The 13909-nt window shown below is 60.5% G+C and carries 12 protein-coding genes and 1 tRNA gene; 9 read left to right on the top strand and 4 right to left on the bottom strand.

Annotation, left to right across the window (positions count from 1 at the left end):
• The first annotated feature begins 18 nt into the window (after positions 1-18).
• The 5 genes from ABH944_RS00110 (at position 19) to ABH944_RS00130 (ending at position 5009) form a co-directional block, all read left to right on the top strand.
• Complete coding sequence (locus tag ABH944_RS00110) at positions 19-762, top strand: response regulator (protein WP_404603813.1); 744 nt, start codon at positions 19-21, stop codon at positions 760-762.
• Between the two features lie 23 nt (positions 763-785).
• Positions 786-2363, top strand: a complete 1578-nt coding sequence (locus ABH944_RS00115) for a sensor histidine kinase (RefSeq protein WP_404603815.1) — start codon at positions 786-788, stop codon at positions 2361-2363.
• A gap of 227 nt (positions 2364-2590) precedes the next feature.
• Positions 2591-4249, top strand: coding sequence for an MFS transporter (locus tag ABH944_RS00120; protein WP_404603817.1), 1659 nt, complete (start codon positions 2591-2593; stop codon positions 4247-4249).
• Positions 4250-4368: 119 nt separating this feature from the next.
• Positions 4369-4445, top strand: a tRNA-Met gene (locus ABH944_RS00125).
• Between the two features lie 90 nt (positions 4446-4535).
• On the top strand, positions 4536-5009 hold the full coding sequence (locus ABH944_RS00130) for a DUF6538 domain-containing protein (RefSeq protein WP_404603819.1): 474 nt from the start codon (positions 4536-4538) through the stop codon (positions 5007-5009).
• A gap of 435 nt (positions 5010-5444) precedes the next feature.
• On the opposite strand, the gene ABH944_RS00135 is transcribed toward ABH944_RS00130, so the two are convergent.
• The 3 genes from ABH944_RS00135 to ABH944_RS00145 form a co-directional block, all read right to left on the bottom strand.
• On the bottom strand, positions 5445-6347 hold the full coding sequence (locus ABH944_RS00135; RefSeq protein ID WP_404603821.1) for an alpha/beta fold hydrolase: 903 nt from the start codon (positions 6345-6347) through the stop codon (positions 5445-5447).
• Between the two features lie 46 nt (positions 6348-6393).
• The gene (locus tag ABH944_RS00140) at positions 6394-7443 is read right to left on the bottom strand and encodes a DedA family protein/thiosulfate sulfurtransferase GlpE (protein ID WP_404603823.1); all 1050 of its coding nucleotides are present in this window, start codon (positions 7441-7443) and stop codon (positions 6394-6396) included.
• Positions 7444-7606: 163 nt separating this feature from the next.
• On the bottom strand, positions 7607-8332 hold the full coding sequence (locus ABH944_RS00145; RefSeq protein ID WP_404603825.1) for a FadR/GntR family transcriptional regulator: 726 nt from the start codon (positions 8330-8332) through the stop codon (positions 7607-7609).
• Positions 8333-8456: 124 nt separating this feature from the next.
• Between ABH944_RS00145 and dgoD the strand changes: the two genes are divergently transcribed.
• Together dgoD and ABH944_RS00155 are read left to right on the top strand one after the other, a co-directional pair.
• The gene (dgoD, locus tag ABH944_RS00150) at positions 8457-9605 is read left to right on the top strand and encodes a galactonate dehydratase (protein WP_404603827.1); all 1149 of its coding nucleotides are present in this window, start codon (positions 8457-8459) and stop codon (positions 9603-9605) included.
• Positions 9606-9895: 290 nt separating this feature from the next.
• Complete coding sequence (locus ABH944_RS00155; RefSeq protein WP_404603829.1) at positions 9896-10201, top strand: hypothetical protein; 306 nt, start codon at positions 9896-9898, stop codon at positions 10199-10201.
• Between the two features lie 36 nt (positions 10202-10237).
• On the opposite strand, the gene ABH944_RS00160 is transcribed toward ABH944_RS00155, so the two are convergent.
• A complete protein-coding gene (locus ABH944_RS00160; protein WP_404603831.1) occupies positions 10238-11173 on the bottom strand; it encodes a CopD family protein in 936 nt (311 codons plus the stop codon).
• Positions 11174-11615: 442 nt separating this feature from the next.
• Here ABH944_RS00160 and ABH944_RS00165 point away from each other — a divergent pair, with 442 nt between their 5' ends.
• A complete protein-coding gene (locus ABH944_RS00165; RefSeq protein WP_404603833.1) occupies positions 11616-12377 on the top strand; it encodes a c-type cytochrome in 762 nt (253 codons plus the stop codon).
• Positions 12378-12398: 21 nt separating this feature from the next.
• Positions 12399-13697: a c-type cytochrome gene (locus ABH944_RS00170; RefSeq protein ID WP_404603835.1), complete on the top strand. Its 1299-nt coding sequence runs from the start codon at positions 12399-12401 to the stop codon at positions 13695-13697.
• Positions 13698-13909 lie beyond the last annotated feature (212 nt).

Below are 13909 nucleotides of genomic sequence, written 5' to 3' on the forward strand. Positions count from 1 at the left end.
CTTTTTGCGCACACTACGATGCGAATCCTCATTGCCGAAGACGACAGCATACTCGCGGACGGTCTCATTCGATCACTCCGCCAATCGGGCTATGCCGTAGATCATGTGAAGCACGGCGTGGACGCGGACAACGCGCTTTCGCTCCAGACTTTCGACCTTCTGATCCTTGATCTGGGCCTGCCGATGATGTCCGGCCTGGAGGTCCTGAGACGCCTCAGAGCCCGCAATTCCCAGATACCCGTGCTGATCCTGACAGCCTCCGACAGTGTCGACGAACGCGTCAAGGGCCTCGACCTCGGCGCCGACGACTACATGGCCAAACCGTTCGCGCTGAACGAACTCGAAGCCCGCGTGCGCGCCCTTACCCGGCGGGGCGCGGGCGGCGGCCCCACCGTCGTCAGACATGGCGCGCTCGCGTTCGATCAGGTCGGGCGCATTGCGTCCATCAACGACCAGGTGATCGAGTTATCGGCGCGCGAACTCGGTGTGCTTGAAGTCCTGCTGCAGCGGGTCGGCCGGCTGGTCTCAAAGGAACAGCTCGTCAACCACCTTTGCGAGTGGGGTGAGGAAGTCAGCAATAACGCGATCGAAGTCTATGTCCATCGGCTAAGAAAAAAAATCGAGCCCGGTGGGGCGCGCATCATAACCGTTCGCGGGCTAGGCTATAGCCTTGAAAAAGCCGTTGCCGCGATGACGAATCCTGCTCCGTCTGCCCCGGCAAACCCCGACGAGCCCGTCTCGCCCAGCCAGCAGTACAAGTAACAGTAACCACGAGTAACCACGCCATGGGCTCGCCAGCGTCCCCCGAGCGCGCCGCTCCGGCGTTGCGCGAGCTGACACCTCTACCGCCGGATTTGCCGGAAGCCGACCCTGACGCTTCCCGCGACGCGCGTTATGCCAATCCGTTCGCTCCGCCCGACGAGCTCGAGCCCGACGGCGAGCCCGCGCCGCGTTCGCTATTCGGCGAGATCCTAGACTGGATGCTCGCGCCGCTGCTGCTTCTGTGGCCCATGAGTATTGCGGTCACGTATCTCGTCGCCAAGTCGATCGCCAACGGGCCGTTCGACCGCGCACTCGAGACGGATGCCTACGTGCTCGCGCGGCAGATCGCGCCGGTGAATGGCGTCGCGGAATTACGCCTGCCGAGCGCCACGCGAGACTTCCTGCGCGCGGACAACGTGGATAGCGTGTTCTTCCAGGTGCTCGGTACGCGCGGCGAATTGGTAGGTGGCGACGCCGATATGCCCCTGCCTCACGACGATGACCGGCCGCAACCTGGCATTGTGGAATTTCGTGACGACGTGCTGCGCGGCAACGACATTCGCGTCGCGTACACGACGGTGGAAGCGCCAACGCTCGCTCATCCGGTGCTGGTCCAGGTGGCCGAGACGCTCGATAAACGCAGCCAGTTGGCTAACGACATCATCAAGGGCGTGATCCTGCCGCAGTTCGTGATCTTGCCGTTGGCTATTGTGCTGGTCTGGTTCGGGTTGTCGCGTGGACTCGCGCCGCTGCATGCGCTGCAAGCGAATATCCGCGCCCGCCGTCCCGATGATCTCTCGCCGCTCGAAGCCAGCCGCGCGCCGCCGGAAATCGCGCCGTTGGTGGCCTCGTTCAACGATCTGCTCAACCGGCTCGAGCAGAACATGCAGTTGCAGAAGCGGTTCATAGCCGACGCCGCGCATCAGATGAAAACGCCGCTCGCGGGCTTGAGGACGCAGGCCGAGCTGGCGTTGCGGCAGGATGTATCGGCGGAAGTGCAGCGCTCGCTTGAACAGATTTCGACGAGTTCCGAGCATGCGGCGCGGTTGGTGACGCAGTTGCTCGCGTTGGCTCGGGCGGAGAACCGGATGTCGGGCCAAATTTTCTCGCGCGTGGAGTTGACCGACCTCGCGCGGCTCGCCGTGCGCGACTGGGTGCAGGCGGCGTTGGCCAAACGGATGGACATTGGTTACGAGGAGCCCCCGAATCCGGTCGCGGTTGAAGGCAATGCGGTGATGTTGCGCGAGATGCTGTCGAATCTTATCGATAACGCCATTCGCTATACCCCGCCCGGAGGACGAATCACGGTCCGCGTGCGCACCGACGAGTCCGACACGCGGCACGTCTTTCTCGAAGTGGAAGACACGGGATTGGGCATTCCGGCGGCGGAACGCACGCGTGTGCTCGAGCGGTTCTATCGCATTCTTGGGCGTGAAGGAGATGGCAGCGGACTTGGTCTCGCGATCGTCCGCGAGATCGTGACGATGCACGGCGGCACCCTCGATATAGGCGATCACGTGTACAGCGAAACGCCGCGGCAAGCTGGAACGCTTGTCAGGGTGGGCTTGCAACGGGTTTATCCTGCCCGGGACAAACCCTGATCGCCATCGGTCTGATATTTTTGCACAACCCGATTTAGACCGACGTTACCTACTTTATTGAGATAGAAGAAAGCTTATTTCAAGCATTTGAATCAATATGATAATAAGAAACCGCCTGAGCGCGCTCCCCTTCCGCGTCAGAACGCCGTAAGTTTTCCTTCCAATAATCAATGCACGGCGCTGCTATCCGTGGGTGCCATTCAAAGATCAATACAGGAGACGACTTCATGGCAACGGTCGAGGGGCGCATTTCCCACTCGCCGATGACGAGCGAAGAACGGCGCGTGATTTTCGCGTCATCGCTAGGCACGGTGTTCGAGTGGTATGACTTTTATCTGGCGGGCTCGCTTGCCATCTATATAAGCAGGACCTTCTTCTCCGGCGTCAATCCGACGGCCGCTTTCATCTTCACCTTGCTCGGCTTTGCGGCGGGTTTTGCCGTGCGGCCGTTCGGCGCGATTGTGTTCGGGCGTCTCGGCGATATGGTCGGGCGCAAGTACACCTTCCTTGTCACCATTGTGATCATGGGTCTGTCGACGTTCGTGGTCGGGCTGCTGCCCGGATACGGCACGATCGGCATAGCCGCGCCTGTGCTCTTCATCGCGATGCGGCTGCTGCAAGGGCTCGCGCTCGGCGGGGAATACGGAGGGGCGGCGACTTACGTGGCTGAACATGCGCCCGCCAACAAGCGCGGCGCGTGGACTGCGTGGATCCAGACCACGGCTACGCTCGGGCTTTTCATCTCGCTGCTCGTGATCCTGATCGTGCGGACTTCCGTTGGTGAGGAAACGTTCGGTGCATGGGGCTGGCGCGTGCCGTTCCTGGTGTCGATCCTGCTGCTTGGCGTCTCCGTTTGGATCCGGCTGAAACTGCACGAATCGCCGGTATTCGAGCGCATCAAGGCGGAAGGGAAGACGTCGAAGGCGCCGCTTACCGAAGCGTTCGGCCAGTGGAAGAACCTCAGGATCGTGCTGCTCGCGCTGTTCGGGCTGACGATGGGACAGGCCGTGGTTTGGTATACGGGCCAGTTCTATACGCTGTTTTTCCTGACGCAGACGCTGAAGGTTGATGGCACCAGCGCCAATATCATGGTGGCGGTGGCGTTGTTGATCGGGACGCCGTTCTTCCTGTTCTTCGGGTCGCTCTCGGACAAGATCGGGCGCAAGCCGATCATCATGGCCGGCTGCCTGATTGCCGCGCTGTCGTACTTCCCGCTCTTCCATGCGCTGGCTCACTACACGAATCCGACGCTGGAAGCCGCGACGGCCAAGGCGCCGATCAGCGTGATTGCCAATCCGGACGAGTGTTCGTTCCAGTTCAACCCGGTGGGTACGTCGAAGTTCACGAGCTCCTGCGATATTGCCAAGAGCGCGTTGTCGAAGGCCGGTTTGAACTACGAGAACGTGGCCGCTCCGGCGGGGACGATCGCGCAGGTCAAGGTGGGCGACACCGTGGTGGATACGTATGACGGCAAGGCGGCGGATGCGAAGGAGAAAGGCGCCGCGTTCGACAAGACGCTGGCTGGCACGCTGAAGTCGGCGGGTTATCCGGCGAAGGCTGATCCGGCGCTGATCAACTGGCCGATGGCTATTGTGATCCTGACCATCATGATGATCTTCGTGACGATGGTTTATGGGCCCATTGCCGCGATGCTGGTCGAGATGTTCCCGGCGCGGATCCGGTACACGTCGATGTCGCTGCCTTATCACATTGGCAATGGCTGGTTCGGCGGGTTCTTGCCGGCGACGGCGTTCGCTATCGTGGCCGCGAAGGGAAATATCTTCTCGGGGCTGTGGTATCCGATCGTGATCGCCTTGGCGGCGTTCGTGATCGGGATGCTGTTTGTTAAGGAGACAAGGGGCACGGCGGTTTATGACTCGGATTGATTTCCGGGCGGTCTGGGGAGAGGTTGTGGGGTGGTCGCTTTCCAGGCTAACTTGTCTCTAGGAATGAGCCTGGAAGGGGTTGACAGGTTTCGCAACCCTCTTCATAATCTCGATCTCTTGGCGAATTAGCTCAGCCGGTTAGAGCGACGGAATCATAATCCGCAGGTCCGGGGTTCGAATCCCTGATTCGCCACCAGTATTACCTAAAGCCCTTGACCCTCACGGTCAGGGGCTTTTTGCTTTCTCTTGCCCGGTCAGGTGCAGCACAAAGGTGCAGCACACGACTATGCCAAGTCAATTCTTGCAGCGATCCCGGCACGGGACCGTGTTCTATTTTCGACGTCGAGTTCCCTCGGATATTTCGCTTGTGACAGGTCAGCAACAGGTCTTTAAGTCCCTGGGCACGACAGACCCGCGTCAGGCGATAATTCGCGCCCGGGCGCTTGCCGTCCAGACTGATCAACTTTTCGCGCACATTCGATCTATGCCGCAGGGTGAATGGAAAGGCTTCAACGTGGGCTACACGTTGAAAATTGAACTTGACGGACAGAGTCGCCCAAAGGCACTTTCAATTGAGGCTGAGCCTCATGAACACGAAGCCGTTCAAAAGGCGTTAGAAACCGCTATGGCGGGCTTCGCTGGGCTTAGTTCGGCTTCCCCGGCAGCAGAACCATCGCTGACCCTGGCGCAAGCGGTCAGAGACTACTTGGCAGGAGTAACAGTCAAGCCGCTCACCCTAGCAAGCTACGAACACGGTTAAACCATTCGCTTGACGAACTACGGAAGCCCGAGCCACGTTTTAACTCTGGCCCACCAACCCAAATTCACGTCCGTCAACGGCTGTTGAGAGTCCACGAACGTGTAGTTCGATTGACGAGGAGCAAATGATTGTGGAGATGATGGCGGCTTGGCGCCCTCCTGCGGAGGAGTTTGCTGCTGCCTATCTATCTCACGCTGGCGCTTCAGGTGTGGAACTTATTGCGTATGCTCGATAAGCCGAATATACGGCACTAGATAACAGACTGTGACAAAAGTCGTCCGCAGGTGCTCGTTCAATTGTCAGTGTGACTATCAACGTGCGCGGGGCATCCGGGCGCAGCAAGCGATCGTCTCGCTACTGTCCCCTTCACCGACTCGCACTCGTGATCCTCTACAGTGCCGAGACACCTTGCCACTAACGCTCGTAGGGTTCGGACTAGTACTCCCCACCCCGTTGTTGTCCTCCGACCAGACGATTAAACACTCCCGCATGCGTGACGTTCATCCCATGCGATGCGCCCTCAATCGTCCCCCTCCGCGCACCTTCAATCCACCCCTCCAACGCCCCCACCGCGTCCCGAAACATCCGCGGACTCTTCTCCCCATCGATTAGCAACGTAGGGCATTGCACCCTCGACGCCGTATGCGCATCGTAGGCCGGCAACGGATCGCGGAACTGCAGCGCCAGCGTATTCGCGTTATCCATCGCCATCGCTTTGAACTCTTTCGGACTCCTCGCCCAGAACCCCGGCCGACTCACCGAATCGACAAAAAGCCCCAACCCCTCATCAACCTCCCCTCTACCAATCAACTCTGCCGCCTTCGCCCGCAGCGCATTAACCGGCGCAGGCAACACCGTCCGCGCTCTCCCATCATCACCGCCCCGAGCCACCGCCCCACCCGGATCAGCAAGCACCAACGACTTCACCAACTCCGGGTATCTCACGGCCAGATGAAAAGCGACACACCCACCCCGCGAGTGCCCAACAACATGAACCGGCCCAGCCGCCAATCGCTCGATAAACCGCCCCAACTCATCAACATGCGCGTCCCAGCTAAACTGCCTTGATCCGCCGGCCATCGCACCAAACCCCAGCACCCCCGTAGGCCAATAATGCGAAAGACTGGGCGCGACACATCGATACTGCTTGGCAAGCGGCCCTAACTGCGGCTTCCAGTATCGAAAGTCACAAAGCGACCCATGCACGAACAGCATCACCTCGTGATGCTCGTGCCCTGTCTGTACAAAGGGAACTTGCAGACCATCATCAAGCGTGGCGATATCCGGCGCTGGCAGGCCAAAAAGTTGCGCGGGATCCACTCCATCCAACAGCTTCATCCGTTGCAACTCCAATAACGAAAAACCGCAAAAGCCCGCAAAAAACTCACTCCGGCGCCGTAGCCCGAACGGTCACCATATCGCCCATGCTCCGATCATCGTCGTCATCGAGCGAAGAGGAAGAGGGCTCGACACCCAACGCCCCAGAACTCAAAGAATCAAACGGAATAGCCTCCACCGGAAACCCCTTCTTCTCCCACGCGTCCAACCCGCCTTTCAGCGGCCTCACGTTCCGAAACCCCTTCACCTTCAACTGCTGAACAATATGCTTGGCCGTCGCTTCATTCGGACACACGCAATACACCACGACCTCATGCTCCCGAAACATCGGATCGATTTTCCTCGACGACTCCAGATCCAGCGGAATCGCCCCTTTGATCCGATGCGCCTCCTTCCTCCGCACCTCTGGCGGCCGGGCATCAAAAATAACGGGCGGCGCATCTGACCGCATCATTTCATCGAGTTGTTCGGGCGTGATCCGATACTTCGCGAGCCATCGGCGGAACTGAATACGCCGCGCCCATCGGTACGCCAAAAACGCGCCCGCGGCCATCGCAAGCACATCGAGTGCGGTGAGCCCATACGTCCTCACAAACACCAGCAGATGCGCCACCTCGGCATTCAGGATCGCGCCGCCAAGCATCCACGCCGACGCCCACAACCCTGCGCCCACCAGATCCCAGAACAAGAAAACCCGCACATCAATCTGCGTGGTCCCGAGCAACGGCGACGACACCAGTCCAAGTCCCGGCACGAACTTCGACAGCGCCAGCAAAGGCACGCCAAACCGCTCGAACCAATGCCGGGCCGTACGCAAAGTCGTATCGAGGGAAAGCGAGAACCGCACGAGCGAGTTGAGAAACCGCCGGCCATATACACGCCCGGCAGTAAACCAAAGCGCATCGGCGATAACCACCGCAATAACCGCGGCCGCCAACATATGCCAGAACGAAGCCAGCCCGGCCGCGACTAACGTGCCGGCCAGCACCAGCATGGGTGCAGCGGGAATGGGGACGCCGAGTTGGGTGGCGAGCACGCTGACGAACACGGCCCACGCGCCCCACGACGACACAACAGAAATCGGGACGTGCGGCAATTCGGGCTCCTTCCGGATGATGCGGAGCGCCGCCTGCCGGAGAGATCACCTAAAAATCTCGGCTAAAACCAATCCAAAACAGCGCTCGGACCCGCAACTTTATCTCGAAAATGGAAATATCGCCGAGTGCGCTGAACGTCGTTTATCTCCCGCCTACTCCTCTCTACCCCTCAATTCTCGCCCGCGTCACGCCGAGCAAACCACCCATCGCGTCCCGCGCCGCCGCCGAATTCCGCGCGACGATGGCATCGAAAACGGCCGTATGTTCCGCCATCGATGCGTTGAAAACCTCCGCCCGCCGCGCATTCAACCGCAACTGCGCCTCGAGCGTGCGCTCGATCAGCGTCCCGAGCGGTACCAGCAATTCATTGCTGCACGCATTCAACACGCTCAGATGAAACCGTAGATCGGCACGCACCCATTCATCGACATTGCGCGCTTCCAGCATTGCTTGATGTGCCTGGCTTAAACGAGCCAGCGCCGCGTCGTCGTGGTTCGCAGCGGCCAACGCAGCGGCATAAGGCTCGATCATCTCGCGCATTTCCTGCAGCTTGATCGCGAACTGCAACGGCTTGGCAACGCGCGAATACCATTCCAGAACATCAGCATCGAGGAGATTCCATGCCTGCTGAGGCCGCACACGCGTACCAATCTTCGGCCGCGATTCGATCAATCCCTTCGATGTCAGCGTGCGCAACGCCTCCCGCAGCACGGTCCGGCTGACGCCAAAACGCTCCATCAGTTCGGCTTCGCGCGGCAGCGTCGACGCTGGCGGAAAATCGCCGCGCAAAATCTCGGTGCCAAGCTCGTACGCCACGCGTCCGTGCAGATCGTGCTGGATAACTTTCCCCTTTTCCCAGAGTTGACGCCGGCAATCAAAACGACGCAATTATACGGACCCTTTCCCCACAAGGCTTTCCGTCAAATAGTACTATTAATATACACATCAAACGGATTTTTGATAGCATAGAAACCCTCGTTCCCCACTCACCGGATAATCAGGAGACGCCAGCATGAAAATCACCAAACTCGAGACTTTTATCGTTCCGCCGCGCTGGTGTTTCCTGAAGATCACGACCGATGAAGGCATCGTCGGCTGGGGCGAACCGGTGGTGGAAGGCCGAGCACACACGGTCGCGGCGGCAGTCGATGAGCTGTCGGACTACCTGATCGGCAAAGACCCGCTGCTGATCGAGGATCACTGGCAAGTCATGTATCGCGCGGGGTTCTACCGCGGCGGCCCGATCGGCATGAGCGCGATTGCGGGCGTGGACCAGGCGTTGTGGGACATCAAGGGCAAGCATCACGGCGTACCCATTCACGCGCTGCTCGGCGGCCAGGTCCGCGACCGGATCAAGGTGTATTCGTGGATCGGCGGCGACCGCCCAAGCGACGTCGCGAACAACGCGCGCGCCGTGGTGGACCGCGGTTTCAAGGCGGTGAAGATGAACGGTTCGGAAGAACTTCAGATCATCGATACCTTCGACAAGGTCCAGGCCGTCATCAACAACGTGGCGGCGGTGCGTGAGGCGGTGGGACCGAATGTTGGCATCGGTGTGGACTTCCACGGCCGCGTGCACAAGCCCATGGCGAAGGTTCTCGCGAAGGAACTCGACCCGTACAAGCTGCTGTTTATCGAAGAGCCCGTGTTGTCGGAGAACGTTGAAGCGTTGCGCGACATCGTGAACCAGACCAGCACGCCGATCGCGCTCGGCGAGCGTTTGTACTCGCGCTGGGACTTCAAGCACATCCTGGCCGGCGGCTACGTCGACATCATCCAGCCGGACGCGTCGCACGCGGGCGGGATTACGGAGTGCCGCAAGATTGCATCGATGGCCGAAGCCTACGACGTCGCCCTCGCCCTCCACTGCCCGCTTGGGCCCATCGCGCTGGCGACCTGCCTGCAAATCGATGCGGTCAGCTACAACGCCTTCATCCAGGAGCAAAGCCTCGGAATTCACTACAACAAGGGCAACGACCTGCTCGATTACATCAAGAACCCCGAAGTCTTCAAATACGAAGACGGCATGGTGATGATTCCGCAAGGACCGGGCTTGGGCATCGAGGTGAACGAGGAAAAGGTGCGCGAGATGGCCAAGGTGGGGCATCGCTGGCGCAATCCGGTGTGGCGCCATGCCGACGGCAGCGTTGCAGAGTGGTGATGGAAGAATTGCGTTGCACCGCACTATGCAGATAGCGCGGGCATCGTAGAATAGCGTTATTGAGACGGGAATTCCGTCTCGATGGCGTTACGTAACGTGCTGGCCGGATTTAATCGGCCAACGGGTTACAGCACTGGAAACGGCGGCCTTGTGGCACACGAAACCTATGTGCAGCAAGGCTTTGCATGCGGTGACAACGCCTGGCCCGCGTCTTGCATGATCTCGCGTACGTGTTTTTGTTTCGACCCAGCGCCCGGGAAGAGCGCGACGACAAAGCTAGAGAGTCCAGCATGTATTACTACACCCTTCCAGATGAATTCGTCCGCACGCAGATGGCCGTCGGCGCATTGGTGCTGTTTGGCGTGCTGCGCGTGATCTGTGCCGCCGTAGGCGCCCAGCGCAGCTGGCGCATGTCGACGGTGACGCGCTGCTTTATCGGCGCGGCCGTGCTGTTTTGCTTGCCTCAACTCCTCGATGTAGTCATGTCGTCGCCCATGTCGCACCGTGCGTTCGTCGAGCTTCAAGGCAAGGCGATAGGATGCGCGCTGGCGCTGTTCTGCGCACCGATCGTGAGTCACAGGCTGGGCTACGAGTAACTATCGGCATCAATTAGCCGAACTCATGCGGCCCGTCTAACCCATCGCAGAAAAACCCGGCACGCTGTGCGACAGCACGGCGGCCGCGACAAACACCGCAACAATCAGCAACGCCTCCATTCGCATGATCCCGGTGAACGCGTGCGCATCGACTGTCGATGCGGTGCGTTGCAACCGCGGCATGACGGACCATCGGTTCATCGCACCGAGCAGCAACGCGGTCCCAATAAGCACACCCTTCACAACCAGCGCGTGGCCCCAGCCGCTGGTTTCGAGCGCCTGCGCCGATCCGCCCAACCCCCGCCACGCGTTATAAATCCCGGTGAGAATGACTAAAGACACAGCGACCACCGCTGCCGTGGAGACCTTCCCGGCAATACGAATCAAAAAAGCCCGCGCGAGCGATGTCCTCAGCGCCGGCAACACCCGCCAAGCGCTTGCGATGACCAGCCCGCCCCAAACGGCCGTTGCCAGCAGATGAACGGTCTGCACGCCTTCGGCGAGCGAAAACGCGCCGGCATCGGCGGCATGTCCCACCGACGCCTTGCCCGCCGCCGCCACGAGTGCCCCGACCGCGAACAATCCGACTCGCGGACCACCCTTCGGTTTACCCAACGCCGTCGCCAGGATCAGCAGCACGCTGCCGGCGAACGCGATCGCCCAGCCCTTGCCAGCGTACGTACCCGTGACCACGGTAACCACGGCATCGAAGGCCTGAAAGAGAGGCGCACCGCTCATGGACGCCGCCTGCAGCCAGACCAGCACAAGATCCGCCACCGCGAGCACGACCGCGCCCCCTGTGCTCAGCCGCCGCGCCCTCACCCAGCCGAGACGCGCCGGCGAAACGGGCGCAGGCGCGTTTTCCTTCGATAACCACACACTCAGGAACGCCCCGCCGAGCGTGCAGGCAAACGCGATGTCGGCGAGCGCGGCAACGAGGACTTGGGCCAACCACAGCGGATCGTCACTCATGACCATGCCTTGACGGAGAGATTCAGGCTGAAAGCAAACAAGGAATGCATTGAAGGTTCGAGGAAGGTCGAAGAAAAAACAAAACACACCGCATGGGCCGGAACGCGAGTCTAGCGGAATGAGCCTGCGAAATGCACCAATGCCCAAGGGCACCCGAGCCCAACAAAACCGTCGCCAAATCCGACAAAATCCGTCGATACTTTGTCATTCACCGCCGACAACCAACTACGACGCACGTTCAAAAACCCCTGTCGATCAGTCGCGCGGCAAATTGTCGCGTACACGTTGAAGGTGCAGTGCAACAGGGCGATGCTCAAATAGTCATCATCAGGCAACGATGATAGAATGCCGCGTCGCATCAGGGGCTCGCAGAGCCAATGTGGCAATGGTTCACCACATATTCGCACCGGGCCGAACGAAGCTCGGCAGGTCCTCGAAATTCATGGAGTGTCGCGTGTCTTCAAGACGCATATTTCGTCCGTTGCTCGCCCCGCTAATGGCTCTGGCGCTGATCGGCACAGCCAGCATTGCCGGCGCAGCAGAAGCCCCGGCGCCCGCTACAGCCGCCGCCCAGCCAATGGCGCCGGACACCATGGCAGCGCGTGTTCAGGGTTGCACGGCATGTCACGGCGTCCACGGCGAAGGCACGGACAACGACTATTTCCCGCGGCTTGCCGGCAAGCCGGCTGACTACATCTACAACCAGTTGCAGAACTTCCGCGAAGGCCGCCGGAAGTATCCGCCAATGAACTACCTCGTCACGTATCTCTCCGACGACTACCTTCATGAGATCGCCACGTATTTCTCCGAACAACGTCCTCCGTATCCGCAGCCGGCCAAGCCGACTGTGTCACCGTCAACGTTGTCGAAAGGCCAGCAGATCGTGCTGAAGGGCGACGCAGGGCGCGGCATTCCCGCCTGCGCGGCATGCCACGGCACGAACCTGACGGGTATGCAACCGGCTATTCCGGGTCTTGTGGGATTGCACTCCGACTACATCAGCGCGCAGCTTGGCGCCTGGCGTGCGGGCTCGCGTCACGCGAAGGCACCTGACTGCATGCAACAGATCGCCACCCGCCTGACCGACGACGACGTGACCGCTGTCGCCGCCTGGCTCTCCACGCAAACCGCACCGGCGAATCCGGTACCCGCGCCTGCAGGCTCGCGCAAGACGCCGCTCGCCTGCGGCAGCGAACCGCAATAAGGCGCGAGGAGCGAGAAGAATATGAAACGCAAGTCCCTGTTCGCACTTTCGGCTGTTGTCGTGATTACGGCCGCCGCAGCCGCCGCCGCACTCTGGTCGGGTGGCGAGACCTTCCATTCGAGCGGCGCCGTCGCCGCAGTCCCCGCCGACCAGACCGAGCTGATCAAACGCGGCGAATATCTGGCCCGCGCCGGCGACTGTATCGCCTGCCACACGGTCCGCGGCGGCAAGACGTTTGCCGGCGGCCTGCCCATGCTCACGCCGTTCGGCACGCTCTACACGCCGAACATCACACCAGACGATCAATACGGCATCGGCAAGTGGACGTCGGACGACTTCTACCGGTCAATCCACGTCGGCCGCTCGAAAGACGGCAGCCTGCTGTACCCGGCCATGCCGTTCACGGCTTATACCAAGGTCACGCGCGCCGACTCGGACGCCATGTTCGCGTACATGCGCTCGGTGCCGCCGGTCAATGAACCCAGCCGTCCGCACGAACTGCGCTTCCCGTTCAACCAGCGCAACATGCTGATTGGCTGGCGCGTGCTGTTCTTCAGCGAAGGCGAATTCAAGCCAGATCCCACCAAGTCGGTTGAATGGAACCGCGGCGCTTACCTGATCGAAGGCCTTGGCCATTGCAGCATGTGCCATACATCGATCAACCCGCTGGGCGGCCCGGTCAGTTCGGCTGCGTTCGGCGGCGGCCTGATCCCGCTGCAGAACTGGTACGCACCGTCGTTGACGTCGAATAAGGAAGCTGGCCTGGGCGACTGGGACATCAAGGACATCAACGACCTGCTGAAGACCGGCGTGTCGCAACGCGGCGCAGTGTTTGGCCCGATGGCCGAAGTGGTCCACAACAGCTTGCAGTACATGACGGACGCGGACATCAGCGCGATGTCGACGTTCCTGAAGTCGATCCCGCAAAAGGGCGAAGCGCCGGAAACCATGCAGTTCGAAACATCGGCGCAGTTCGGGTCGGAATTGCTGCAACAGGGCAAGAAGATCTACACGGAAAACTGCGCGAAGTGCCACGCGGAAAACGGTCTGGGCAAACCGCCGGCCTATCCGCCGCTTGCCACGAATCAGTCCATCCAGATGCAGTCGGCCGTGAACCCGATCCGCATGGTGCTCAATGGTGGTTACCCGCCGAGCACGGGCGGCAACCCGCGTCCGTATGGCATGCCGCCGTTCGCGCAAGCCCTGTCGGATACGGAAGTGGCTGCGGTTGTGACGTACATTCGTATGTCGTGGGGCAACCACGGTACGCCGGTGTCGCCGCAACAAGTCAGCAACCTGCGCTCAGCCCCGCTTGACTGATCGAAGAAGGGTTTTCCGCAGGTAGAGTAAAATGCGCTCAAGGGCGCAAGCAGGGCGCAGGCCTCGAAACCGGGGCTGCGCCCTTCGTCTTTTTTGCGCACGAATAAGCTGGAACGTGGGTACGCAGGCGGGATAAACCACCGGCGCGGTAAAATGCCCGGGTTGGTAGACCGGATTGCACCGGTTTTGCTCCGGTCTCAGCATTCATTTCC

This window comes from Caballeronia udeis, from assembly GCF_044909315.1.
Classification (GTDB): domain Bacteria; phylum Pseudomonadota; class Gammaproteobacteria; order Burkholderiales; family Burkholderiaceae; genus Caballeronia; species Caballeronia udeis_A.

What these genes read in the sequence shown, in the direction of transcription:
- ABH944_RS00110 (WP_404603813.1), top strand. Translation starts at nt 19, where the DNA reads ATGCGAATCCTCATTGCCGAAGACGACAGCATACTCGCGGACGGTCTC.
- ABH944_RS00115 (WP_404603815.1), top strand. Translation starts at nt 786, where the DNA reads ATGGGCTCGCCAGCGTCCCCCGAGCGCGCCGCTCCGGCGTTGCGCGAG.
- ABH944_RS00120 (WP_404603817.1), top strand. Translation starts at nt 2,591, where the DNA reads ATGGCAACGGTCGAGGGGCGCATTTCCCACTCGCCGATGACGAGCGAA.
- ABH944_RS00130 (WP_404603819.1), top strand. Translation starts at nt 4,536, where the DNA reads ATGCCAAGTCAATTCTTGCAGCGATCCCGGCACGGGACCGTGTTCTAT.
- ABH944_RS00135 (WP_404603821.1), bottom strand. Translation starts at nt 6,347, where the DNA reads ATGAAGCTGTTGGATGGAGTGGATCCCGCGCAACTTTTTGGCCTGCCA.
- dgoD (WP_404603827.1), top strand. Translation starts at nt 8,457, where the DNA reads ATGAAAATCACCAAACTCGAGACTTTTATCGTTCCGCCGCGCTGGTGT.
- ABH944_RS00155 (WP_404603829.1), top strand. Translation starts at nt 9,896, where the DNA reads ATGTATTACTACACCCTTCCAGATGAATTCGTCCGCACGCAGATGGCC.
- ABH944_RS00160 (WP_404603831.1), bottom strand. Translation starts at nt 11,173, where the DNA reads ATGAGTGACGATCCGCTGTGGTTGGCCCAAGTCCTCGTTGCCGCGCTC.
- ABH944_RS00165 (WP_404603833.1), top strand. Translation starts at nt 11,616, where the DNA reads ATGGAGTGTCGCGTGTCTTCAAGACGCATATTTCGTCCGTTGCTCGCC.
- ABH944_RS00170 (WP_404603835.1), top strand. Translation starts at nt 12,399, where the DNA reads ATGAAACGCAAGTCCCTGTTCGCACTTTCGGCTGTTGTCGTGATTACG.